Source organism: Streptomyces sp. NPDC093065 (assembly GCF_044754585.1).
Taxonomy (GTDB): Bacteria; Actinomycetota; Actinomycetes; order Streptomycetales; family Streptomycetaceae; genus Streptomyces.
In genome coordinates, this window is record NZ_JBIVPJ010000002.1 from 282,295 (window position 1) to 302,847 (window position 20,553).

At 67.9% G+C, this 20,553-nt stretch carries 33 protein-coding genes and 2 pseudogenes; 34 read left to right on the plus strand and 1 reads right to left on the minus strand.

Annotated elements, in window-relative coordinates:
* Positions 1-7 precede the first annotated feature (7 nt).
* The 31 genes and pseudogenes from rplD (at position 8) to truA (ending at position 17,007) form a co-directional block, all read left to right on the plus strand.
* On the plus strand, positions 8-667 hold the full coding sequence (rplD, locus tag ACIQFU_RS04135) for a 50S ribosomal protein L4 (RefSeq protein WP_402548821.1): 660 nt from the start codon (positions 8-10) through the stop codon (positions 665-667).
* Positions 667-1,086, plus strand: a complete 420-nt coding sequence (rplW, locus tag ACIQFU_RS04140) for a 50S ribosomal protein L23 (protein ID WP_007443985.1) — start codon at positions 667-669, stop codon at positions 1,084-1,086. Before rplD ends, rplW begins: the two co-directional genes overlap by 1 nt.
* Positions 1,087-1,126: 40 nt before the next feature.
* Positions 1,127-1,963: a 50S ribosomal protein L2 gene (gene rplB / locus ACIQFU_RS04145; RefSeq protein ID WP_030400225.1), complete on the plus strand. Its 837-nt coding sequence runs from the start codon at positions 1,127-1,129 to the stop codon at positions 1,961-1,963.
* Positions 1,964-1,975: 12 nt separating this feature from the next.
* Complete coding sequence (rpsS, locus tag ACIQFU_RS04150) at positions 1,976-2,257, plus strand: 30S ribosomal protein S19 (RefSeq protein ID WP_003974263.1); 282 nt, start codon at positions 1,976-1,978, stop codon at positions 2,255-2,257.
* A 42-nt stretch (positions 2,258-2,299) separates the two neighbouring features.
* Positions 2,300-2,647 (plus strand): 50S ribosomal protein L22, encoded by a 348-nt coding sequence (rplV, locus tag ACIQFU_RS04155; protein WP_003974262.1) that lies wholly within the window; start codon positions 2,300-2,302, stop codon positions 2,645-2,647.
* Entirely contained in the window at positions 2,647-3,477 is an 831-nt protein-coding gene (rpsC, locus tag ACIQFU_RS04160) for a 30S ribosomal protein S3 (RefSeq protein ID WP_030400226.1), read from the plus strand. The genes rplV and rpsC overlap by 1 nt, the downstream gene beginning before the upstream one ends.
* Before the next feature lie 5 nt (positions 3,478-3,482).
* Positions 3,483-3,902 (plus strand): 50S ribosomal protein L16, encoded by a 420-nt coding sequence (gene rplP / locus ACIQFU_RS04165; RefSeq protein ID WP_003974260.1) that lies wholly within the window; start codon positions 3,483-3,485, stop codon positions 3,900-3,902.
* Positions 3,902-4,126 (plus strand): 50S ribosomal protein L29, encoded by a 225-nt coding sequence (gene rpmC, locus ACIQFU_RS04170; protein ID WP_003974259.1) that lies wholly within the window; start codon positions 3,902-3,904, stop codon positions 4,124-4,126. The genes rplP and rpmC overlap by 1 nt, the downstream gene beginning before the upstream one ends.
* Positions 4,126-4,413 carry a 30S ribosomal protein S17 gene (gene rpsQ, locus ACIQFU_RS04175; RefSeq protein ID WP_003974258.1) on the plus strand — a complete coding sequence of 96 codons (288 nt, stop codon included), beginning with the start codon at positions 4,126-4,128 and terminating at the stop codon, positions 4,411-4,413. The genes rpmC and rpsQ overlap by 1 nt, the downstream gene beginning before the upstream one ends.
* 107 nt (positions 4,414-4,520) lie before the next feature.
* Entirely contained in the window at positions 4,521-4,889 is a 369-nt protein-coding gene (gene rplN, locus ACIQFU_RS04180) for a 50S ribosomal protein L14 (protein WP_003974257.1), read from the plus strand.
* 2 nt (positions 4,890-4,891) lie between these two features.
* A complete protein-coding gene (gene rplX / locus ACIQFU_RS04185) occupies positions 4,892-5,215 on the plus strand; it encodes a 50S ribosomal protein L24 (protein WP_003992365.1) in 324 nt (107 codons plus the stop codon).
* Positions 5,215-5,772 carry a 50S ribosomal protein L5 gene (gene rplE, locus ACIQFU_RS04190; protein WP_003974255.1) on the plus strand — a complete coding sequence of 186 codons (558 nt, stop codon included), beginning with the start codon at positions 5,215-5,217 and terminating at the stop codon, positions 5,770-5,772. Before rplX ends, rplE begins: the two co-directional genes overlap by 1 nt.
* A 5-nt stretch (positions 5,773-5,777) precedes the next feature.
* Entirely contained in the window at positions 5,778-5,963 is a 186-nt protein-coding gene (locus tag ACIQFU_RS04195) for a type Z 30S ribosomal protein S14 (protein WP_003948630.1), read from the plus strand.
* A 211-nt stretch (positions 5,964-6,174) separates the two neighbouring features.
* Entirely contained in the window at positions 6,175-6,573 is a 399-nt protein-coding gene (gene rpsH / locus ACIQFU_RS04200; protein WP_026248232.1) for a 30S ribosomal protein S8, read from the plus strand.
* A 24-nt stretch (positions 6,574-6,597) separates the two neighbouring features.
* The gene (rplF, locus tag ACIQFU_RS04205; RefSeq protein ID WP_003974253.1) at positions 6,598-7,137 is read left to right on the plus strand and encodes a 50S ribosomal protein L6; all 540 of its coding nucleotides are present in this window, start codon (positions 6,598-6,600) and stop codon (positions 7,135-7,137) included.
* 3 nt (positions 7,138-7,140) lie between these two features.
* Positions 7,141-7,524 (plus strand): 50S ribosomal protein L18, encoded by a 384-nt coding sequence (gene rplR, locus ACIQFU_RS04210; RefSeq protein WP_402548823.1) that lies wholly within the window; start codon positions 7,141-7,143, stop codon positions 7,522-7,524.
* 43 nt (positions 7,525-7,567) lie between these two features.
* Entirely contained in the window at positions 7,568-8,173 is a 606-nt protein-coding gene (gene rpsE, locus ACIQFU_RS04215; protein WP_003974251.1) for a 30S ribosomal protein S5, read from the plus strand.
* Positions 8,174-8,175: 2 nt separating this feature from the next.
* The gene (gene rpmD, locus ACIQFU_RS04220) at positions 8,176-8,358 is read left to right on the plus strand and encodes a 50S ribosomal protein L30 (RefSeq protein WP_003974250.1); all 183 of its coding nucleotides are present in this window, start codon (positions 8,176-8,178) and stop codon (positions 8,356-8,358) included.
* Positions 8,359-8,360: 2 nt separating this feature from the next.
* On the plus strand, positions 8,361-8,816 hold the full coding sequence (rplO, locus tag ACIQFU_RS04225; protein ID WP_023547373.1) for a 50S ribosomal protein L15: 456 nt from the start codon (positions 8,361-8,363) through the stop codon (positions 8,814-8,816).
* Positions 8,817-9,072: 256 nt separating this feature from the next.
* Positions 9,073-10,386 (plus strand): preprotein translocase subunit SecY, encoded by a 1,314-nt coding sequence (secY, locus tag ACIQFU_RS04230; RefSeq protein ID WP_402548825.1) that lies wholly within the window; start codon positions 9,073-9,075, stop codon positions 10,384-10,386.
* Positions 10,386-11,039, plus strand: a complete 654-nt coding sequence (locus ACIQFU_RS04235) for an adenylate kinase (RefSeq protein ID WP_356855190.1) — start codon at positions 10,386-10,388, stop codon at positions 11,037-11,039. The genes secY and ACIQFU_RS04235 overlap by 1 nt, the downstream gene beginning before the upstream one ends.
* Before the next feature lie 147 nt (positions 11,040-11,186).
* On the plus strand, positions 11,187-12,023 hold the full coding sequence (map, locus tag ACIQFU_RS04240; RefSeq protein WP_402548827.1) for a type I methionyl aminopeptidase: 837 nt from the start codon (positions 11,187-11,189) through the stop codon (positions 12,021-12,023).
* Between the two features lie 104 nt (positions 12,024-12,127).
* A pseudogene (locus ACIQFU_RS04245) lies at positions 12,128-12,286 on the plus strand (type I methionyl aminopeptidase); the annotation flags it as partial.
* A 104-nt stretch (positions 12,287-12,390) separates the two neighbouring features.
* Positions 12,391-12,549, plus strand: a pseudogene (locus tag ACIQFU_RS04250) (type I methionyl aminopeptidase); the annotation flags it as partial.
* Between the two features lie 164 nt (positions 12,550-12,713).
* Complete coding sequence (gene infA, locus ACIQFU_RS04255) at positions 12,714-12,935, plus strand: translation initiation factor IF-1 (protein ID WP_003948620.1); 222 nt, start codon at positions 12,714-12,716, stop codon at positions 12,933-12,935.
* 68 nt (positions 12,936-13,003) lie between these two features.
* The gene (gene rpmJ / locus ACIQFU_RS04260) at positions 13,004-13,117 is read left to right on the plus strand and encodes a 50S ribosomal protein L36 (protein WP_003974245.1); all 114 of its coding nucleotides are present in this window, start codon (positions 13,004-13,006) and stop codon (positions 13,115-13,117) included.
* A 221-nt stretch (positions 13,118-13,338) separates the two neighbouring features.
* A complete protein-coding gene (gene rpsM, locus ACIQFU_RS04265) occupies positions 13,339-13,719 on the plus strand; it encodes a 30S ribosomal protein S13 (RefSeq protein ID WP_003974244.1) in 381 nt (126 codons plus the stop codon).
* 66 nt (positions 13,720-13,785) lie between these two features.
* On the plus strand, positions 13,786-14,190 hold the full coding sequence (gene rpsK / locus ACIQFU_RS04270; protein ID WP_007443997.1) for a 30S ribosomal protein S11: 405 nt from the start codon (positions 13,786-13,788) through the stop codon (positions 14,188-14,190).
* Between the two features lie 131 nt (positions 14,191-14,321).
* Positions 14,322-15,344 carry a DNA-directed RNA polymerase subunit alpha gene (locus ACIQFU_RS04275; RefSeq protein ID WP_003966937.1) on the plus strand — a complete coding sequence of 341 codons (1,023 nt, stop codon included), beginning with the start codon at positions 14,322-14,324 and terminating at the stop codon, positions 15,342-15,344.
* Between the two features lie 161 nt (positions 15,345-15,505).
* Positions 15,506-16,012 (plus strand): 50S ribosomal protein L17, encoded by a 507-nt coding sequence (rplQ, locus tag ACIQFU_RS04280; RefSeq protein ID WP_402548828.1) that lies wholly within the window; start codon positions 15,506-15,508, stop codon positions 16,010-16,012.
* A gap of 140 nt (positions 16,013-16,152) precedes the next feature.
* Entirely contained in the window at positions 16,153-17,007 is an 855-nt protein-coding gene (truA, locus tag ACIQFU_RS04285) for a tRNA pseudouridine(38-40) synthase TruA (protein ID WP_402548829.1), read from the plus strand.
* Between the two features lie 19 nt (positions 17,008-17,026).
* Here truA and ACIQFU_RS04290 read toward each other — a convergent pair whose 3' ends face one another.
* Positions 17,027-17,935, minus strand: coding sequence for a hypothetical protein (locus tag ACIQFU_RS04290; RefSeq protein WP_402548831.1), 909 nt, complete (start codon positions 17,933-17,935; stop codon positions 17,027-17,029).
* A 74-nt stretch (positions 17,936-18,009) separates the two neighbouring features.
* On the opposite strand from ACIQFU_RS04290, the gene ACIQFU_RS04295 reads away from it, so the two are divergent.
* From ACIQFU_RS04295 to rpsI, 3 genes are all read left to right on the plus strand, one after another.
* Positions 18,010-19,215 (plus strand): glycosyltransferase 87 family protein, encoded by a 1,206-nt coding sequence (locus ACIQFU_RS04295; protein WP_402548832.1) that lies wholly within the window; start codon positions 18,010-18,012, stop codon positions 19,213-19,215.
* A 207-nt stretch (positions 19,216-19,422) separates the two neighbouring features.
* Complete coding sequence (rplM, locus tag ACIQFU_RS04300) at positions 19,423-19,866, plus strand: 50S ribosomal protein L13 (protein ID WP_402548833.1); 444 nt, start codon at positions 19,423-19,425, stop codon at positions 19,864-19,866.
* A 42-nt stretch (positions 19,867-19,908) separates the two neighbouring features.
* Positions 19,909-20,421 carry a 30S ribosomal protein S9 gene (gene rpsI, locus ACIQFU_RS04305; protein WP_402548834.1) on the plus strand — a complete coding sequence of 171 codons (513 nt, stop codon included), beginning with the start codon at positions 19,909-19,911 and terminating at the stop codon, positions 20,419-20,421.
* Positions 20,422-20,553: the final 132 nt, after the last annotated feature.

The window sequence follows — 20,553 nt, forward strand, 5'->3', positions numbered from 1 at the left end:
GTAACCGATGAGCACTGTTGACATCCTTTCGCCTGCCGGCGAGAAGACCGGAAGCGTCGAGCTCCCCGCGGAGATCTTCGGCGTGGAGAAGATCAGCATTCCGCTGATCCACCAGGTCGTCGTCGCGCAGAACGCCGCTGCCCGCCAGGGCACGCACAAGACCAAGCGTCGCGGCGAGGTCCGTGGTGGCGGCAAGAAGCCGTACCGCCAGAAGGGCACCGGCCGCGCCCGCCAGGGTTCGACCCGTGCGCCGCAGTTCGCCGGCGGTGGCGTCGTCCACGGCCCGCAGCCGCGTGACTACTCGCAGCGGACCCCGAAGAAGATGAAGGCCGCGGCCCTGCGCCACGCCCTCACCGACCGGGCCCGCCACGACCGCATCCACGTCGTCACCGGCGTCATCGAGGGCGAGACCCCGTCCACGAAGGCCGCCCGGACGCTGTTCGGCAAGATCTCGGAGCGCAAGAACCTGCTCCTGGTCGTCGACCGCGCCGACGAGGCCGCGTGGCTGTCCGCCCGCAACCTGCCCCAGATCCACATCCTGGAGCCGGGCCAGCTGAACACGTACGACGTTCTCGTCTCGGACGACGTGGTCTTCACCCAGGCCGCTTTCGAGTCCTTCGTGTCTGGCCCCGACAAGGCCGTTGACACCGAAGGGAGCGAAGCCTGATGGCTACGCGTCACCCGAGCATCGCCTCCAAGGCGGCCAAGGCCGCCAAGGCCGCGCGCGTCGCCAAGGCGCGTCGCCACGAGGCCGAGGGCAAGAACACCGTCGTCACCCCGGCCAGCAAGGCGTTCACGGACCCCCGTGACGTGCTGCTGAAGCCGGTCGTGTCCGAGAAGAGCTACGCGCTCCTCGACGAGAACAAGTACACGTTCATCGTCGCGCCGGGCTCCAACAAGACCCAGATCAAGGAGGCCGTCCAGGCGGTCTTCTCGGTCAAGGTCACCGGGGTCAACACGATCAACCGCCAGGGCAAGCGGAAGCGGACCCGCACGGGCTTCGGCAAGCGTGCCGACAGCAAGCGCGCGATCGTGACCCTCGCCGAGGGCGACCGTATCGACATCTTCGGCGGTCCGACCTCCTGACGGAGGTCCGGATCGTCCGGAATCGGACGAGGACTGAGAAATGGGAATCCGCAAGTACAAGCCGACTACGCCGGGCCGCCGTGGCTCCAGCGTCGCCGACTTCGTCGAGGTCACGCGGTCCACGCCGGAGAAGTCGCTGGTCCGCCCCCTGCACAGCAAGGGCGGCCGTAACAACGCCGGTCGTGTGACCGTTCGCCACCAGGGTGGCGGACACAAGCGCGCCTACCGCGTCATCGACTTCCGTCGGCACGACAAGGACGGCGTGCCGGCGAAGGTCGCGCACATCGAGTACGACCCCAACCGCACCGCGCGCATCGCGCTGCTGCACTACGCCGACGGCGAGAAGCGCTACATCCTCGCCCCGCGCAACCTGCAGCAGGGCGACCGCGTCGAGAACGGTCCCGGGGCCGACATCAAGCCGGGCAACAACCTGGCGCTCCGCAACATCCCGGTCGGTACCACGATCCACGCGATCGAGCTCCGTCCCGGTGGCGGCGCCAAGTTCGCCCGCTCCGCCGGTGCCTCCGTGCAGCTGCTCGCGAAGGAGGGCTCGATGGCCCACCTGCGCATGCCGTCCGGAGAGATCCGCCTGGTCGACCAGCGCTGCCGCGCCACGGTCGGCGAGGTCGGCAACGCCGAGCAGTCCAACATCAACTGGGGCAAGGCGGGCCGCAAGCGGTGGCTGGGCGTTCGCCCGACCGTCCGTGGTGTGGTCATGAACCCGGTGGACCACCCGCACGGTGGTGGTGAGGGCCGGACCTCCGGTGGTCGTCACCCCGTGTCCCCGTGGGGCAAGAAGGAAGGCCGTACTCGTTCGCCCAAGAAGGCGTCGAACAAGTACATCGTCCGCCGCCGCAAGACGAACAAGAAGCGCTAAGGACGGGTTGAGATGCCTCGTAGCTTGAAGAAGGGACCCTTCGTCGACGACCACCTGATCAAGAAGGTGGACACGCAGAACGAAGCCGGTACCAAGAACGTCATCAAGACCTGGTCCCGTCGCTCGATGATCGTCCCGGCGATGCTCGGCCACACGATCGCGGTGCACAACGGCAAGACCCACATCCCGGTGTTTGTCACCGAGTCCATGGTCGGCCACAAGCTCGGCGAGTTCTCGCCGACGCGCACCTTCCGGGGTCACGTCAAGGACGACCGGAAGTCGAAGCGCCGCTAACAGCGGGGTGGAATGACCATGACAAACACTGAAGGGACAACCATGGAAGCCAGGGCCCAGGCGCGGTACATCCGCGTCACGCCCATGAAGGCCCGCCGCGTGGTGGACCTCATCCGTGGCATGGATGCCACGGAGGCTCAGGCGGTCCTGCGTTTCGCCCCGCAGGCCGCGAGCGTGCCGGTCGGCAAGGTGCTGGACAGCGCCATCGCCAACGCCGCGCACAACTACGACCACACCGACGCCGACAGCCTCTTCATTTCCGAGGCGTACGTCGACGAGGGCCCGACCCTGAAGCGGTTCCGTCCGCGCGCCCAGGGCCGCGCCTACCGGATCCGCAAGCGGACCAGCCACATCACCGTGGTCGTCAGCAGCAAGGAAGGAACCCGGTAATGGGCCAGAAGGTAAACCCGCACGGGTTCCGGCTCGGTGTCACGACCGACTTCAAGTCGCGTTGGTACGCCGACAAGCTGTACAAGGACTACGTCAAGGAAGACGTCGCCATCCGCCGGATGCTGACGTCCGGCATGGAGCGCGCCGGCATCTCCAAGGTCGAGATCGAGCGCACCCGTGACCGCGTCCGCGTGGACATCCACACGGCTCGTCCGGGCATCGTCATCGGCCGCCGCGGTGCGGAGGCCGACAAGATCCGCGGTCAGCTCGAGAAGCTCACCGGCAAGCAGGTCCAGCTGAACATCCTCGAGGTCAAGAGCCCCGAGACCGATGCCCAGCTGGTCGCGCAGGCCGTCGCCGAGCAGCTCTCCTCCCGCGTCTCCTTCCGTCGCGCCATGCGCAAGAGCATGCAGGGCACGATGAAGGCCGGCGCCAAGGGCATCAAGATCCAGTGCGGTGGCCGCCTCGGTGGCGCCGAGATGTCCCGCTCGGAGTTCTACCGCGAGGGCCGCGTGCCCCTGCACACGCTCCGCGCGAACGTGGACTACGGCTTCTTCGAGGCCAAGACGACCTTCGGCCGCATCGGTGTGAAGGTCTGGATCTACAAGGGCGACGTCAAGAACATCGCCGAGGTCCGCGCCGAGAACGCCGCCGCCCGCGCCGGCAACCGTCCGGCCCGTGGCGGCAGCGACCGCCCGGCCCGCGGTGGCCGCGGTGGCGAGCGTCGTGGGCGCAAGCCGCAGCAGCAGTCGGCTCCGGCCGCCGAGGCCCCCAAGGCCGAGGCGCCCGCCGCTGCCGCTCCGGCTGAGAGCACCGGAACGGAGGCCTGACCGTCATGCTGATCCCCCGTAGGGTCAAGCACCGCAAGCAGCACCACCCCAAGCGCCGTGGTATGGCCAAGGGCGGTACGCAGGTTGCGTTCGGCGAGTACGGCATCCAGGCCCTCACGCCGGCGTACGTGACCAACCGCCAGATCGAGGCGGCCCGTATCGCGATGACCCGCCACATCAAGCGTGGCGGCAAGGTCTGGATCAACATCTACCCGGACCGCCCGCTCACGAAGAAGCCGGCCGAGACCCGCATGGGTTCCGGTAAGGGTTCTCCGGAGTGGTGGATCGCGAACGTGCACCCCGGTCGGGTCATGTTCGAGCTGTCCTACCCCAACGAGAAGATCGCCCGTGAGGCGCTGACCCGTGCGGCCCACAAGCTGCCGATGAAGTGCCGGATCGTCAAGCGCGAGGCAGGTGAAGCGTGATGTCGGCCGGTACCAAGGCGTCCGAGCTGCGCGAGCTGGGCAACGAGGAGCTTCTGGCGAAGCTCCGCGAGGCCAAGGAAGAGCTGTTCAACCTCCGCTTCCAGGCGGCGACGGGCCAGCTCGAGAACCACGGTCGGCTCAAGGCCGTCCGTAAGGACATCGCCCGGATCTACACCCTGATGCGTGAGCGCGAGCTGGGCATCGAGACGGTGGAGAGCGCCTGATGAGCGAGAGCAACGTGACTGAAGAGACGAAGGCCGCGCGCGGCTTCCGCAAGACCCGCCAGGGTCTGGTCGTCAGCGACAAGATGGACAAGACCGTCGTCGTCGCCGTCGAGGACCGCGTGACCCACGCCCTGTACGGCAAGGTCATCCGCCGTACCGAGAAGCTCAAGGCTCACGACGAGCAGAACGCCGCGGGCGTCGGCGACCGTGTCCTCCTCATGGAGACCCGGCCGCTGTCCGCGACGAAGCGCTGGCGCGTCGTCGAGGTCCTCGAGAAGGCCAAGTAAGAAATCTCCTGCGGGGCATTCCTCGCAGGACAGTTCCGCCAGGCTCCGGGAGTCGTTCACCCAGGTGACCGACTCCCGGGGAACCGGCAGACATTCAGGAGATAGACGTGATCCAGCAGGAGTCGCGGCTGCGTGTCGCCGACAACACGGGTGCGAAGGAAATCCTGACCATCCGTGTGCTCGGTGGCTCGGGCCGCCGCTACGCGGGTATCGGTGACGTCATCGTCGCCACCGTCAAGGACGCGATCCCCGGTGGCAACGTGAAGAAGGGTGACGTCGTCAAGGCGGTCATCGTTCGCACCGTCAAGGAGCGCCGCCGTCCCGACGGCTCGTACATCCGCTTCGACGAGAACGCCGCCGTCATTCTGAAGAACGACGGCGACCCTCGCGGCACCCGTATCTTCGGCCCCGTCGGCCGTGAGCTGCGCGAGAAGAAGTTCATGAAGATCATCTCCCTCGCGCCGGAGGTGCTGTGAGCATGAAGATCAAGAAGGGCGACCTGGTCCAGGTCATCACCGGTAAGGACAAGGGCAAGCAGGGCAAGGTCATCGCGGCCTTCCCCCGCGAGGACCGTGTCCTGGTCGAGGGTGTCAACCGGGTCAAGAAGCACACCAAGGCCGGGCCGACCGCTCGCGGTTCGCAGGCCGGCGGCATCGTGACCACCGAGGCCCCGATCCACGTCTCCAACGTCCAGCTGGTCGTGGAGAAGGACGGCAACAAGGTCGTCACGCGCGTCGGTTACCGCTTCGACGACGAGGGCAACAAGATCCGCGTTGCCAAGCGGACGGGTGAGGACATCTGATGGCTACCACCACCACTCCGCGTCTCAAGACGAAGTACCGCGAGGAGATCGCGGGCAAGCTGCGTGAGGAGTTCTCCTACGAGAACGTCATGCAGATCCCCGGCCTCGTGAAGATCGTGGTCAACATGGGTGTCGGCGACGCCGCCCGTGACTCGAAGCTGATCGAGGGCGCGATCCGCGACCTGACCACCATCACCGGTCAGAAGCCGGCCGTCACCAAGGCCCGCAAGTCCATCGCGCAGTTCAAGCTGCGTGAGGGCCAGCCGATCGGTGCCCACGTCACGCTCCGTGGCGACCGCATGTGGGAGTTCCTGGACCGCACCCTGTCGCTCGCGCTGCCGCGCATCCGCGACTTCCGCGGTCTGTCCCCCAAGCAGTTCGACGGCCGTGGCAACTACACCTTCGGTCTCACCGAGCAGGTCATGTTCCACGAGATCGACCAGGACAAGATCGACCGCACCCGGGGTATGGACATCACCGTGGTGACCACGGCGACCAACGACGCTGAGGGCCGCGCGCTCCTCCGTCACCTCGGCTTCCCCTTCAAGGAGGCGTGAGCGAGATGGCGAAGAAGGCTCTGATTGCCAAGGCTGCTCGCAAGCCCAAGTTCGGTGTCCGCGGCTACACGCGCTGCCAGCGCTGCGGCCGTCCGCACTCCGTCTACCGCAAGTTCGGCCTGTGCCGCGTGTGCCTTCGTGAGATGGCTCACCGTGGCGAGCTGCCGGGCGTGACCAAGAGCTCCTGGTAATCCGGTAATCCCGGGTTATTCAGACTCTCGGTAAGCATCTGGGTCGGCAGAGGCCCGCCTCCGCATGCCGTAGGCTTGCGGGGTTGGGCGTCTGTCGCGCCCGTACGACTTACTACGCCGTAGGTCCACCGCGCCGCACCCGTCCCGTCTCGGATCGGGGAGAGGGATGGCGCACCAGGAAACCACGGCGAGAGAGGCCGAAGGCCAATTCATGACCATGACTGATCCGATCGCAGACATGCTTACGCGTCTGCGGAACGCGAACTCGGCGTACCACGACTCCGTGACGATGCCGGCGTCCAAGATCAAGTCTCACATCGCGGAGATCCTCCAGCAGGAGGGCTTCATCACGGGCTGGAAGACCGAGGACGCCGAGGTCGGCAAGAACCTCGTCCTCGAGCTGAAGTTCGGCCCGAACCGTGAGCGCTCCATCGCGGGCATCAAGCGGATCTCCAAGCCCGGTCTCCGGGTGTACGCGAAGTCCACCAACCTGCCCAAGGTGCTGGGCGGCCTCGGCGTGGCGATCATCTCCACGTCCCACGGGCTCCTCACCGACAAGCAGGCCGGCAAGAAGGGCGTAGGCGGAGAAGTCCTCGCCTACGTCTGGTAACGGAAGGGAACGGAGGAAACAGCTATGTCGCGCATCGGCAAGCTCCCCATCGCGGTTCCCGCCGGCGTGGACGTCACCATCGACGGCCGTACGGTCTCGGTCAAGGGCCCCAAGGGCTCGCTGACCCACACCGTCGTGGCGCCGATCGACATCGCCAAGGGTGAGGACGGCGTGCTGAACGTCACCCGCCCCAACGACGAGCGTCAGAGCAAGGCCCTGCACGGCCTGTCCCGCACGCTGGTGGCGAACATGATCACCGGCGTGACCCAGGGTTACGTGAAGAAGCTCGAGATCAGCGGTGTCGGTTACCGCGTGCTCGCCAAGGGTTCGAACCTGGAGTTCTCCCTCGGCTACAGCCACCCGATCCTGGTCGAGGCCCCCGAGGGCATCACCTTCAAGGTGGAGAACCCGACCCACTTCTCGGTCGAGGGCATCGACAAGCAGAAGGTCGGCGAGGTTGCGGCCAACATCCGCAAGCTGCGCAAGCCCGACCCGTACAAGGCCAAGGGCGTCAAGTACGAGGGCGAAGTCATCCGCCGCAAGGTCGGAAAGGCGGGTAAGTAAGCCATGGCATACGGACAGAAGATCCTCAAGGGCGACGCCTACAAGCGCGCCGCGATCAAGCGCCGCCACATCCGGATTCGCAAGAATCTCTCGGGTACGGCGGAGCGTCCCCGTCTGGTCGTTACCCGCTCGAACCGCCACATCGTGGCCCAGGTGATCGACGACATCAAGGGTCACACCCTGGCGTCGGCGTCCACCCTGGACACCTCGATCCGTGGTGGCGAGGCCGACAAGTCGGCGCAGGCCAAGCAGGTCGGCGCCCTGGTCGCCGAGCGTGCCAAGGCCGCCGGTGTCGACGCCGTCGTGTTCGACCGTGGCGGCAACCAGTACGCCGGGCGCATCGCCGCCCTGGCGGACGCCGCCCGCGAAGCCGGTCTGAAGTTCTGAGCCGGTTCCGTATCGCTAGCGGAAACAGAGAGAGGTAATTCCAATGGCTGGACCCCAGCGCCGCGGCAGCGGTGCCGGTGGCGGCGAGCGGCGGGACCGGAAGGGCCGTGACGGTGGCGCAGGTGCCGCCGAGAAGACCGCTTACGTTGAGCGCGTCGTCGCGATCAACCGCGTCGCCAAGGTTGTGAAGGGTGGTCGTCGCTTCAGCTTCACCGCGCTGGTCGTGGTGGGCGACGGTGACGGCACCGTGGGTGTCGGATACGGCAAGGCCAAGGAGGTGCCGGCCGCCATCGCCAAGGGTGTTGAGGAGGCCAAGAAGCACTTCTTCAAGGTCCCCCGCATCCAGGGCACCATCCCGCACCCCATCCAGGGTGAGAAGGCTGCCGGCGTCGTGCTGCTCAAGCCCGCGTCCCCCGGTACCGGTGTTATCGCCGGTGGTCCGGTGCGCGCCGTGCTCGAGTGCGCCGGTATCCACGACGTGCTGTCGAAGTCGCTCGGCTCCGACAACCAGATCAACATCGTGCACGCGACCGTGGAGGCCCTCAAGGGCCTGCAGCGTCCCGAGGAGATCGCGGCCCGCCGTGGTCTGCCGCTCGAGGACGTCGCCCCCGCGGCTCTTCTCCGTGCGCGCGCCGGGGCGGGTGCGTAATCATGGCGCAGCTCAAGATTACGCAGGTCAAGTCCTACATCGGCAGCAAGCAGAACCACCGTGACACCCTGCGCTCCCTTGGTCTCAAGGGGATCAACACGCAGGTCGTCAAGGAGGACCGCCCCGAGTTCCGCGGCATGGTGCACACCGTCCGCCACCTCGTGACGGTCGAGGAGGTCGACTGATCATGGCGGAGCAGAACCCGCTCAAGATCCACAACCTCCGTCCCGCCCCGGGCGCCAAGACCGCCAAGACCCGTGTCGGTCGTGGTGAGGCGTCGAAGGGTAAGACGGCCGGTCGTGGTACCAAGGGCACGAAGGCCCGTTACCAGGTTCCGGAGCGCTTCGAGGGTGGCCAGATGCCCCTCCACATGCGTCTCCCGAAGCTGAAGGGCTTCAAGAACCCGTTCAAGACCGAGTTCCAGGTCGTGAACCTCGACAAGCTGGCCGCGCTGTACCCCGAGGGTGGCGAGGTCACCGTCGAGGGCCTGGTGGCCAAGGGTGCCGTTCGCAAGAACAGCCTCGTCAAGGTCCTCGGCCAGGGCGAGATCTCCGTGGCGCTGCAGGTGACGGTCGACGCCGTCTCCGGCTCCGCCAAGGAGAAGATCACCGCCGCCGGCGGTACCGTCACCGAGCTCGTCTGAACCCTTCAGGCGTCTCGATGACTTGAGCGATCCCGACCGGGGATACCCCACAAAAGGGGTATCCCCGGTTGGTCGTTCCAAGGGCATAGGTCCCGCCGGTAAGGTGGCCTGCGCTGCCCTCTTTCACGGGTGCCTCACATGAGGCACTCTGGGCGGCGGTTCAGCGTTACTCACTTAGCCGTCCACTTATCAGTCGTCAGTCGAACCTCAAGACCGTCACCCTTGACGCAGTAGCGCGGGGGTCGCAGGAGGCACCGTGCTCACCGCGTTCGCCCGGGCGTTCAAGACGCCCGACCTGCGCAAGAAGCTGCTCTTCACGCTCGGCATCATCGTGGTGTACCGCCTCGGTACCCACATTCCCATTCCAGGCGTCGACTACAAAAACGTCCAGGAGTGCGTGGACCAGGCGTCCGGCAACCAGGGGCTCTTCGGCCTGGTCAACATGTTCAGCGGTGGCGCCCTGCTGCAGATCACGGTCTTCGCGCTCGGCATCATGCCGTACATCACGGCGAGCATCATTCTGCAGCTGCTGACCGTCGTGATCCCGCGTCTGGAAGCCCTCAAGAAGGAGGGCCAGGCCGGCACGGCGAAGATCACGCAGTACACCCGCTACCTGACCGTCGCGCTCGCCATCCTGCAGGGCACCGGCCTGGTGGCCACCGCCCGCAGCGGCGCCCTCTTCTCCGGCTGCACCGTCGCCGGTCAGATCGTGCCCGACCAGGCGATCTTCACCACCGTCGTCATGGTCATCACCATGACCGCCGGTACGGCCGTCGTCATGTGGCTCGGCGAGCTGATCACCGACCGCGGCATCGGCAACGGCATGTCGATCCTGATGTTCATCTCGATCGCCGCGACCTTCCCCTCCGCTCTGTGGGCCATCAAGAAGCAGGGCGACCTGGCGGGCGGCTGGATCGAGTTCGGCACGGTGCTGCTGGTCGGCTTCGTCATGGTCGGCCTGGTCGTCTTCGTGGAGCAGGCCCAGCGCCGCATCCCGGTGCAGTACGCGAAGCGCATGATCGGACGCCGCTCCTACGGCGGCACCTCGACGTACATCCCGCTCAAGGTGAACCAGGCGGGCGTCATCCCCGTCATCTTCGCCTCGTCGCTGCTCTACATTCCGGCGCTGATCGTCCAGTTCTCCGGTTCGACCGCGGGCTGGGCCAGCTGGATCCAGAAGAACCTCGCCGACACGGCCGCGACGCCGCACATCGTTCTGTACTTCTTCCTGATCGTGTTCTTCGCCTTCTTCTACGTGGCCATCTCGTTCAACCCCGAGGAAGTCGCGGACAACATGAAGAAGTATGGTGGCTTCATCCCGGGCATCCGGGCTGGCCGACCGACCGCTGAGTATCTGAGCTACGTACTCAACCGGATCACCTGGCCGGGTTCGCTGTACTTGGGTCTGATCGCTCTCGTCCCGACAATGGCGTTGGCTGGTTTCGGGGCAAACCAGAACTTCCCGTTCGGTGGCACCAGCATCCTGATCATCGTGGGTGTCGGTCTCGAGACGGTGAAGCAGATCGAGAGCCAGCTCCAGCAGCGCAATTACGAAGGGTTCCTCCGCTGATGCGAATCGTCCTCGTCGGGCCTCCGGGTGCCGGAAAGGGAACGCAGGCCACCCGCCTTGCCGAGACGCTGCACATTCCGCACATCTCCACGGGCGACCTGTTCCGCGCGAACATCAGCCAGCAGACCGAACTGGGCAAGCTCGCGAAGTCCTACATGGACGCCGGCAATCTCGTGCCGGACGAGGTCACCATCGCGATGGCGAAGGACCGCATGGAGCAGCCCGACGCCGAGGGCGGCTTCCTGCTGGACGGTTTCCCGCGCAACGTCTCCCAGGCCGAGGCGCTGGACGAACTGCTCGAGACCGAGGACATGAAGCTCGACGCGGTGCTGGACCTGGAGGCCCCGGAGGACGAGGTCGTCAAGCGGATCGCCGGCCGACGCGTCTGCCGCAACGACTCGGCCCACGTCTTCCACGTGACATACACCCCGCCGAAGAAGGAAGGCGTCTGCGACGTCTGCGGCGGCGAGCTGTACCAGCGGGACGACGACTCCGAGGAGACGGTCCGCAAGCGGCTGGAGGTCTACCACACCCAGACCGAGCCGATCATCGACTACTACAAGTCGCAGGGCCTGGTCGCCACCATCGCGGCGACGGGACCCGTGGACGAGGTCACCCGCCGTGCGCTGGAGGCGCTCAAGCGCGACAAGTAGTACTCCGCACGGCTCGCAGCCGCGGTCCCCGGCCCAGGGGTCCGCGGCTGTGCTGTGGGGTGGGACGGCTCCGCCCCGTATCGTGGGAACCGTTCTCCTCCGCCCCTCCTCACCGGTCCAGTCCCGTCCAGAAAGGCCGCAGCCCCCATGGTGCAGATCAAGAACCCCGAGCAGATCGCCAAGATGCGTGAGGCGGGGCTGGTCGTCGCCGCCATCCACGCGGCCACCCGTGAGGCCGCCGTTCCCGGCGCGACGACCAAGGACCTGGACCAGGTCGCCCGCAAGGTCCTCGCGGAGCACGACGCCAAGCCGAACTTCCTCGGGTACGGCGGCTTCCCCGCCACCATCTGCACCTCGGTGAACGAGGTCGTCGTCCACGGCATCCCGTCCGACGACGTGGTCCTCAAGGACGGCGACGTCATCTCCATCGACTGCGGCGCGATCATCGACGGCTGGCACGGCGACGCCGCCTACACGGCCTTCGTCGGCTCCGGCCACTCCCCGGAGCTGATCGAGCTCTCCCGGGTGACCGAGGAGTCGATGTGGGCGGGCATCGCCGCCATGAAGCAGGGCAACCGCCTGGTGGACGTCTCCCGTGCCATCGAGACCTACATCCGCCGCCAGCCCAAGCCCGGCGGCGGCAAGTACGGGATCATCGAGGACTACGGCGGCCACGGCATCGGCACCGAGATGCACATGGACCCGCACCTGCTGAACTACGTCGAGCGCAAGCGCGGCAAGGGTCCGAAGCTCGTCCCCGGCTTCTGCCTCGCCATCGAGCCGATGGTCTCCCTGGGCACCCCGCGCACCGAGGTCCTCTCCGACGACTGGACGGTCATCACCACGGACGGCACCTGGTCCTCCCACTGGGAGCACTCGGTGGCCCTGACGGAGCAGGGTCCGCTGGTCCTGACGGCCCCCGACGGGGGCAGGGCGAAGCTGGCGGAACTGGGAATCACGGCGGCGCCGGAGCCGCTGGCGTGACTGCGGCCCGCACCACGGCCGACGGCCGGAGGCCGGCGCAGCCGCTCGAAGCCTGTGAGGCGCCCCTGGCGCCGAGCCCGCGAGAGGGGCGTGGAGGATTGGTCGACTGGACGGTCATCACCACGGACGGCACCTGGTCCTCCCACTGGGAGCACTCGGTGGCCCTGACGGAGCAGGGTCCGCTGGTCCTGACGGCCCCCGACGGGGGCAGGGCGAAGCTGGCGGAACTGGGAATCACGGCGGCGCCGGACCCGCTGGCGTGACTGCGGCCCGCACCACGGCCGACGGCCGGAGGCCGGCGCAGCCGCTCGAAGCCTGTGAGGCGCCCCTGGCGCCGAGCCCGCGAGAGGGGCGTGGAGAATTGGTCGACTGGACGGTCATCACCACGGACGGCACCTGGTCCTCCCACTGGGAGCACTCGGTGGCCCTGACGGAGCAGGGTCCGCTGGTCCTGACGGCCCCCGACGGGGGCAGGGCGAAGCTGGCGGAACTGGGAATCACGGCGGCGCCGGACCCGCTGGCATAACGATCTCGCATCCGGGGCAGACTTCCTCGTTTCGCCTTTCCGGGGTCGCTGACGTAGACTGACTCGTCGGCTCTCGTGCACACGCATGTCCAGTGGGTTGCAACCTGACTTGATCTTCGTTGCACTCGGGAGCCGATCAAGGTAGTCGATTCGAAGGGCGAAGCGTGGCCAAGAAGCAAGGTGCCATCGAGATCGAGGGCACTGTCGTCGAGTCTCTTCCGAACGCCATGTTCAAGGTCGAGCTCCAGAACGGCCACCAGGTCCTGGCACACATCAGCGGCAAGATGCGCATGCACTACATCCGCATCCTCCCTGACGACCGGGTCGTGGTGGAGCTGTCTCCGTACGACCTGACGCGTGGCCGGATCGTCTACCGGTACAAGTAGATCTTGCCCACGTCCCGTGCGTTCCGCGCGCGGGTCCGCCGGCAACTGACCCGGAGAACCTCACACCCATGAAGGTCAAGCCGAGCGTCAAGAAGATCTGCGACAAGTGCAGGGTGATCCGCCGTCACGGTCGGGTCATGGTCATCTGCGACAACCCGCGCCACAAGCAGCGCCAGGGCTGAAGCCTGACCGTTCCCTCCGCGATTCGCATGACTTCGCGCGACGCGAGCTGAACATGTTCATACGCAGGACCCGGGCGAGCGATCGTCCGACACCCCCGGTTCGGAGGCCGGGGACCCGAGCCGTACCAAGCCTTTGGCTGTGTCTTTTGAACAGCGTGAAGGTGCCGGCGGCCGGGGATCGGTTCTGTGGAAGACCTCCGACAATCAACTGGAGCCATTGAATGGCACGCGTTTCCGGTGTTGACATCCCGCGCGAAAAGCGCGTCGAGATCGCCCTCACCTACGTGTTCGGCATTGGCCGGACCCTCTCGCAGCAGACGCTCGCCGCCACCGGCGTGGACCCGAACACCCGTGTTCGGGACCTCTCCGAGGAGCAGCTCGTCGCGATCCGCGAGTACGTCGACAACAACATCAAGACCGAGGGTGACCTCCGTCGCGAGGTGCAGGCCGACATCCGCCGCAAGGTCGAGATCGGCACCTACCAGGGTCTGCGCCACCGTCGCGGTCTGCCCGTCCGCGGTCAGCGCACCAGCACGAACGCCCGTACCCGCAAGGGCCCGCGTCGCGCCATCGCCGGCAAGAAGAAGCCGGGCAAGAAGTAGTCCGCAGCGGACTCGCCGTCCAGCGGTCTTCGCTGTAGGACCGACCACCTCCCGTAGGAGAACGACATGCCCCCCAAGGGACGTCAGGGCGCGACCAAGAAGGTGCGCCGCAAGGAAAAGAAGAACGTCGCTCACGGCCACGCGCACATCAAGAGCACGTTCAACAACACGATCGTGTCCATCACGGACCCGACCGGCAACGTGATCTCCTGGGCCTCCGCCGGCCACGTTGGCTTCAAGGGCTCCCGGAAGTCCACGCCGTTCGCCGCGCAGATGGCCGCCGAGTCGGCTGCCCGTCGCGCGCAGGAGCACGGCATGCGCAAGGTCGACGTGTTCGTCAAGGGCCCGGGTTCCGGTCGTGAGACCGCCATCCGCTCCCTGCAGGCGACCGGCCTCGAGGTCGGCTCCATCCAGGACGTCACGCCCACCCCGCACAACGGGTGCCGTCCGCCGAAGCGCCGTCGCGTCTGATCCCGCTTCACCGCGGCATCGCTTCACCAGGGTTTTCCGGGCGGTACGGCTCTTTCGGGTCGTATCGCCCGTACCCTTGCAGTACTAGTCGGGCGTCAAATAGCGGGCGCCCCTGACTGAAGGATCACCACATGCTGATCGCTCAGCGTCCCTCGTTGACCGAAGAGGTCGTCGACGAGTTCCGCTCCCGGTTCGTCATCGAGCCGCTGGAGCCGGGCTTCGGCTACACCCTCGGCAACTCCCTCCGCCGCACCCTCCTCTCGTCGATCCCCGGCGCTGCTGTCACCAGCATCCGCATCGACGGTGTCCTGCACGAGTTCACCACCGTGCCGGGCGTCAAGGAGGACGTCACCGACCTGATCCTCAACATCAAGCAGCTGGTCGTCTCCTCGGAGCACGACGAGCCGGTCGTGATGTACCTGCGCAAGCAGGGCCCGGGTCTGGTCACCGCCGCCGACATCGCGCCCCCGGCCGGTGTCGAGGTGCACAACCCCGACCTCGTCCTCGCCACGCTCAACGGCAAGGGCAAGCTGGAGATGGAGCTGACCGTCGAGCGCGGTCGCGGCTACGTCTCCGCCGTGCAGAACAAGCAGGTCGGTCAGGAGATCGGGCGCATCCCGGTCGACTCGATCTACTCGCCGGTTCTCAAGGTCACGTACAAGGTCGAGGCCACGCGTGTCGAGCAGCGGACCGACTTCGACAAGCTGATCGTCGACGTCGAGACCAAGCAGGCGATGCGTCCGCGCGACGCCATGGCCTCCGCCGGCAAGACGCTGGTCGAGCTGTTCGGTCTCGCCCGCGAGCTGAACATCGACGCCGAGGGCATCGACATGGGTCCGTCCCCGACGGACGCCGCGCTCGCCGCCGATCTGGCGCTGCCGATCGAGGAGCTGGAGCTCACCGTTCGGTCGTACAACTGCCTCAAGCGCGAGGGCATCCACTCCGTGGGTGAGCTCGTGGCCCGGTCCGAGGCGGACCTGCTCGACATCCGCAACTTCGGCGCGAAGTCGATCGACGAGGTCAAGGCGAAGCTGGCCGGCATGGGCCTGGCCCTCAAGGACAGCCCGCCCGGATTCGACCCGACCGCCGCGGCGGACGCGTTTGGCGCGGACGACGACGCGGATGCGGGCTTCGTCGAGACCGAGCAGTACTAAGAGCTCGGGTCCGACGGTTCGTTTTCGACTGCCGGCCCGCTGTGGCTGGTCGCGCAGTTCCCCGCGCCCTTCGGGGCGCGGGGTCTCCGACAGGCGACCGCCTGCTCGGATACTGACTCCGGTACCTGATACGGCCGGGGCAGACACCTAGGAGAAACACCATGCCGAAGCCCACCAAGGGTGCCCGTCTGGGCGGCAGTGCCGCGCACGAGAAGCTGCTCCTCGCGAACCTGGCGAAGAGCCTCTTCGAGCACGGCCGGATCACCACCACCGAGGCGAAGGCGCGCAAGCTGCGTCCGTACGCCGAGCGTCTGGTCACCAAGGCGAAGAAGGGCGACCTTCACAACCGCCGTCAGGTGCTCCAGGTGATCACGGACAAGAGCATCGTCCACACGCTCTTCACCGAGATCGGCCCGCGCTACGAGAACCGTCCCGGTGGCTACACCCGGATCACCAAGATCGGTAACCGCCGTGGCGACAACGCGCCCATGGCCGTCATCGAGCTGGTCGAGGCGCTGACCGTGGCGCAGCAGGCCACCGGCGAGGCCGAGGCCGCGACGAAGCGCGCCGCCAAGGACGCGGAGGGCTCCGCCGAGGTTTCGGAGGCCAAGGTCGACACGGCCAAGGCCGACGACGAGGCTGCGGCCGAGGAGTCGAAGGACGCGTAAGCGTTCTGCCGGGGGCTGTGTGATGGCGGCTGCGGCTTCGTCGTGGCTGGTCGCGCAGTGCCCCGCGCCCCTTAACGGCGTTTGCGGGTCCGTCCTTTTCAAGGGCGGGCCCGCTTTCGTTCGGCTGAGAGGATCTCTGGGTGAGTGACGAAGTTGAGGCCGGGTTCGTGCGGGTGCGGTTGGACCTGTCGTACGACGGTTCCGAGTTCTCCGGGTGGGCCAAGCAGGCCGGGGGGCGGCGGACCGTGCAGGGGGAGATCGAGGACGCGTTGCGGACCGTCACGCGGTCGCCCGGGACGTACGAACTGACGGTCGCCGGCCGGACCGACGCTGGCGTGCACGCGCGAGGCCAGGTCGCCCATGTCGATCTGCCGCGTGAGGTGTGGGCCGAACATCACGTGAAGCTGCTCAAGCGGCTCGCGGGGCGGCTGCCGAGGGACGTGCGGGTCTGGGCGCTGCGCGAGGCGCCCAGTGGCTTCAACGCCCGGTTCTCGGCGGTCTGGCGGCGCTACGCCTACCGGGTCACCGACAACCCCGGCGGCGTCGACCCGCTGCTGCGCGGGCATGTGCTGTGGCACGACTGGCCGCTCGACGTGGACGCCATGAACGAGGCCGCCCGGGGGCTGCTGGGGGAGCACGACTTCGCCGCCTACTGCAAGAAGCGGGAGGGGGCGACCACCATCCGGACGCTGCAGGAGCTGAGCCTCGTGCGGGGCGAGGACGGGATCGTCACCGCCACCGTGCGCGCCGACGCCTTCTGCCACAACATGGTGCGCTCCCTCATCGGGGCGCTGCTGTTCGTCGGCGACGGTCACCGCGGCCCCGACTGGCCGGCGAAGGTGCTCGCCGCGGGCGTACGGGACTCGGCCGTGCACGTCGTGCGGCCGCACGGGCTGACGCTGGAGGAGGTCGGCTACCCGGCCGACGAGCTGCTGGCCGCCCGGAACAAGGAGGCGCGCAACAAGCGGTCGCTGCCGGGAGCCGGTTGCTGCTGACCGGGGGCGGGGGCCGCCGTCAGCCGGTCTCCGCCGCCGCCGACGCCTGGGCCTCGCCGCGGCGGCGGATCTGCCGGAAGGCGAACTCGGCCAGGTCGTCACCGGCCCGGAACACGCCCGTGGACTTCTCCGTGACGTCCTTGCCGCCCGTGAAACCGGCCACGGTGAAGTAGGCGTAACGGCCGTAGGAGTTGGTCGTGGAGCGGCAGACGGCGCCTGTGCAGAAGGACTTGACGCCACCGCCGGACAGAGAGCGGATGATGCTCTTCTTGTCGGCTTCCTTCTTCGCCTTCGCGGCCTGCGCCTCGCTGTCGAAGACGGCCACGCCGACGGTGACGGCGGTGTCGCCCTTGGTGTAGGTGACGCGGATCAGGCGTGTGCACTTGTTGGCGTCGAGGACCTTGGGCAGGGTGCCCTGGGCGGCGGAGCCGCAGGTGCGGGTGTCGGCCGTGGGGCCCTTCTTGTAGACCGTCTCGCCCATGGTCAGCTGGGTGCCGGGGAAGAGCAGGTCCGGGCTGAGCGGGGCCTTGTCCTTCTTGGCGGTGGAGACGAAGTCCTTCGGGTCCAGCGGCGGCGGGGCGCTGGTCGGGGCGAAGGACGGCCGGGTGGCCGTCGCGCTCGGTATGTCCGCCGTCGAGGGGAGCTGCGAGGAGGGGCCGTCGGAGGCCTGGCCGGAGCCGTTCGCCGAGACGACGGCCACGGCGACGGCGCCGGCTATCGCCACGGTGGCCAGCGCGCCGCCGCCGATGAAGAGCAGCCGGCGCCGCTTGGCCCGGGCCTCGGAGGCCTCGGCGAGGGCAGCCCAGTCCGGCGTGTTGTCACTGCTGCCGCTGTTCCAGGGCTGCTGCGACTGCGGTTGCTGAGGCTGCTGCGATTGCGGTTTCCAGGGATCCCACTGCGACTGAGGTCCCCCCTGCCCAAAGCTCATGGGCGGCATCTTAGACGGGCCTGTGGGCGTGCTGGTGCCGGGACTTGGGGGCGGCAGGGCCTAGCGTTCCGTTCATGCGGACGGGCAAAAGCGACATCTCCGGGTGGTTGGTGCGGCCGGCGGGCGGGCATCTGTGGGCGGTGCTCGTGACGGTGCTGGCGGCGTCCGCCGCGCACGCGTCGCGGGTGACCTCGGACGGAGGCATGGACAACGCGATCGTCGTGCGGGCGGCCCGCACCTGGCTGGCCGGTGGCTCCCCGTACGACGATCCGCACTTCCTCTACCTGCCGAGCGCCGTCCTGGCCGCCGTCCCGCAGGCGCTGCTGCCCGCGCCGGTGCTCCGGGTGCTGGTGCCGTGTGCGGTGACGGCCCTGCTGGCGCTGGCCTGGGCCTGCGCGCTGCTCCTGCACCGCGTGCCGCTCGGCAGCCGGCTCGCGGCCCTCGGGCTGACCGGGCTCGCGCTGGGCTTCGCGCCGTTCGGGCACCTGGTGCGGCTCGGCAACTGGACCGTGACGGCGACGGTGGCGCTGCCGCTGGCCCTGCTGCTGGCGAGCCGGGGCCGCTGGACCGCTGCGGGCGCGGTCATCGGGGCGGCCGTGGCGCTCAAGCCGCTGCTCGCGCCCGTCGTCCTGCTCTTCCTCTTCGCCGGCCGGTGGCGGGCGCTGGCGGCGGCCGTCCTGGTGCCCGCGCTGGCCTCCGCCGCGGCGGCGCTGGCGATGCCCGACCCGGCAGGCTTCTTCACCCGCACCCTGCCCTTCCTGCTGCACGGCGACGACGGCTTCGTACGGCTCTACGAGGCCTCCCCGGCGGCCGTGCTGCCCCGGCTCGGGGTGCCGGCGGCGCTCGCGCAGGGGCTCGCGGTGGCCGCGGCGTGCGCCGGGGTGCTCTGCGCGTACCGGCGCTGGCGGCGCGCCGACCCCGGCCCGCTGCGGCTCGCCGAGACCGGCGCGGGGCTGATGCTGTCGGCGTTCCTGGTGTCCCGGCCGTCCTACGACCACTACCTCCTGGTCGCCCTGCCGCTGCTGCTCGCCGGACTGCCGTACGCCGGTTCGGTGGCCCGCGGGGTGTGGTTCTGGATCGCCCTGGTGCCCCAGGTGCCGGGGCTGACCTGGCCCTGGCTGGAGGGGGAGCGGCGGCGGGCCTTCCGGGACGCGTTCACGCTGTGTGTGCTGGCGGTGACGGTCGCCCGGCAGTCCACGACGGGTGGGGCGGGCGCGGGCGGAGGGGTGCCGCCCGGCCGGGCGCCGGAGCCCGAGCGGGCCTCCGCGGCCCCGTTTTGACCGGGCCGCCGGGGCCCGGGTATTCTGCACAGCTGTATGTGTATTGGCTTGCTCATTCTCACGTGAGGGGCCCTTACACCGGTCCACCGGGACCGATGACCAGCGACCTGCACGCGGTATGCGTCACCGCGGTGCGGTCAGGGCTGTCGTGATCGTCTTCGGTGACCATGTCAGGACCACTCACTGAAGAAGCGAAGGCTACGAACCGTGCGTACGTACAGCCCCAAGCCCGGCGATGTGACGCGCCAGTGGCACGTCATCGACGCTCAGGACGTCGTCCTGGGTCGTCTCGCCACCACTGCCGCCACCCTGCTGCGCGGCAAGCACAAGCCGATCTACGCCCCGCACGTCGACACTGGTGACTTCGTCATCATCATCAACGCCGACAAGGTGCACCTCTCCGGCAACAAGCGGACCCAGAAGATGGCGTACCGTCACTCCGGCTACCCGGGCGGTCTGCGCTCCGTGCGCTACGACGAGCTCCTGGACAAGAACCCGGAGAAGGCCGTCGAGAAGGCCGTCAAGGGCATGCTCCCGAAGAACTCCCTGGGCCGTCAGATGCTCTCGAAGCTGAAGGTCTACAAGGGTGACCAGCACCCGCACGGCGCGCAGCAGCCGCAGCCGTTCGAGATCACCCAGGTCGCGCAGTAAGTCCGGCCACCCCCTAAGACTGAAGAGAATCTGAGGAGCATCGTGGCCGAGACCACTGCCGAGCAGCCGCTCGAAGAGCTTGACATCGACAGCTACACCACCGAGTCCGAGGTCCCCGTCGAGGGCGAGTACACCTCGGAGTCCATGGCCTCCGCCTTCGGCGAGCCCCAGCCGGCCGCCGGCCTGGGCCGTCGCAAGAACGCCATCGCCCGTGTCCGGATCGTCCCGGGCACCGGCAAGTGGAAGGTCAACGGGCGCACGCTCGAGGACTACTTCCCGAACAAGGTGCACCAGCAGGAAGTCAACGAGCCCTTCAAGGTGCTCGAGCTCGACAACCGTTACGACGTCATCGCCCGCATCTCGGGCGGCGGCGTCTCCGGTCAGGCCGGTGCGCTCCGTCTCGGTGTCGCCCGTGCGCTGAACGAGGCGGACGTCGACAACAACCGCGGCCCGCTCAAGAAGGCCGGTTACCTCACCCGTGACGACCGTGCGGTCGAGCGGAAGAAGGCCGGTCTGAAGAAGGCCCGCAAGGCCCCGCAGTACAGCAAGCGCTAAGTCGTACCGGCTCGGTACCGGCTGTACCCCGAACGCCCCGGCGGCACGCCACTGTGCTGCCGGGGCATTCGTTTATCCCTGCCGTTGGGCGTATAACGGCACAAGACGTTCTAAGGCTTATGTGATCGATGG

Coding starts and splice junctions, on each gene's coding strand:
- rpsM (WP_003974244.1), top strand. CDS start 13,339: ATGGCACGCGTTTCCGGTGTTGACATCCCGCGCGAAAAGCGCGTCGAG.
- rplE (WP_003974255.1), top strand. CDS start 5,215: ATGGCTACCACCACCACTCCGCGTCTCAAGACGAAGTACCGCGAGGAG.
- rplR (WP_402548823.1), top strand. CDS start 7,141: ATGGCATACGGACAGAAGATCCTCAAGGGCGACGCCTACAAGCGCGCC.
- rplP (WP_003974260.1), top strand. CDS start 3,483: ATGCTGATCCCCCGTAGGGTCAAGCACCGCAAGCAGCACCACCCCAAG.
- ACIQFU_RS04235 (WP_356855190.1), top strand. CDS start 10,386: ATGCGAATCGTCCTCGTCGGGCCTCCGGGTGCCGGAAAGGGAACGCAG.
- rplX (WP_003992365.1), top strand. CDS start 4,892: ATGAAGATCAAGAAGGGCGACCTGGTCCAGGTCATCACCGGTAAGGAC.
- rpsK (WP_007443997.1), top strand. CDS start 13,786: ATGCCCCCCAAGGGACGTCAGGGCGCGACCAAGAAGGTGCGCCGCAAG.
- ACIQFU_RS04295 (WP_402548832.1), top strand. CDS start 18,010: ATGCGGACGGGCAAAAGCGACATCTCCGGGTGGTTGGTGCGGCCGGCG.
- rpsE (WP_003974251.1), top strand. CDS start 7,568: ATGGCTGGACCCCAGCGCCGCGGCAGCGGTGCCGGTGGCGGCGAGCGG.
- rplQ (WP_402548828.1), top strand. CDS start 15,506: ATGCCGAAGCCCACCAAGGGTGCCCGTCTGGGCGGCAGTGCCGCGCAC.
- ACIQFU_RS04275 (WP_003966937.1), top strand. CDS start 14,322: ATGCTGATCGCTCAGCGTCCCTCGTTGACCGAAGAGGTCGTCGACGAG.
- ACIQFU_RS04195 (WP_003948630.1), top strand. CDS start 5,778: ATGGCGAAGAAGGCTCTGATTGCCAAGGCTGCTCGCAAGCCCAAGTTC.
- rpsC (WP_030400226.1), top strand. CDS start 2,647: ATGGGCCAGAAGGTAAACCCGCACGGGTTCCGGCTCGGTGTCACGACC.
- rpsQ (WP_003974258.1), top strand. CDS start 4,126: ATGAGCGAGAGCAACGTGACTGAAGAGACGAAGGCCGCGCGCGGCTTC.
- rpsH (WP_026248232.1), top strand. CDS start 6,175: ATGACCATGACTGATCCGATCGCAGACATGCTTACGCGTCTGCGGAAC.
- ACIQFU_RS04290 (WP_402548831.1), bottom strand. CDS start 17,935: ATGAGCTTTGGGCAGGGGGGACCTCAGTCGCAGTGGGATCCCTGGAAA.
- rpmC (WP_003974259.1), top strand. CDS start 3,902: ATGTCGGCCGGTACCAAGGCGTCCGAGCTGCGCGAGCTGGGCAACGAG.
- rplB (WP_030400225.1), top strand. CDS start 1,127: ATGGGAATCCGCAAGTACAAGCCGACTACGCCGGGCCGCCGTGGCTCC.
- rpmD (WP_003974250.1), top strand. CDS start 8,176: ATGGCGCAGCTCAAGATTACGCAGGTCAAGTCCTACATCGGCAGCAAG.
- rplD (WP_402548821.1), top strand. CDS start 8: ATGAGCACTGTTGACATCCTTTCGCCTGCCGGCGAGAAGACCGGAAGC.
- rplO (WP_023547373.1), top strand. CDS start 8,361: ATGGCGGAGCAGAACCCGCTCAAGATCCACAACCTCCGTCCCGCCCCG.
- rpsS (WP_003974263.1), top strand. CDS start 1,976: ATGCCTCGTAGCTTGAAGAAGGGACCCTTCGTCGACGACCACCTGATC.
- rplF (WP_003974253.1), top strand. CDS start 6,598: ATGTCGCGCATCGGCAAGCTCCCCATCGCGGTTCCCGCCGGCGTGGAC.
- rplW (WP_007443985.1), top strand. CDS start 667: ATGGCTACGCGTCACCCGAGCATCGCCTCCAAGGCGGCCAAGGCCGCC.
- rpmJ (WP_003974245.1), top strand. CDS start 13,004: ATGAAGGTCAAGCCGAGCGTCAAGAAGATCTGCGACAAGTGCAGGGTG.
- rplV (WP_003974262.1), top strand. CDS start 2,300: ATGGAAGCCAGGGCCCAGGCGCGGTACATCCGCGTCACGCCCATGAAG.
- map (WP_402548827.1), top strand. CDS start 11,187: ATGGTGCAGATCAAGAACCCCGAGCAGATCGCCAAGATGCGTGAGGCG.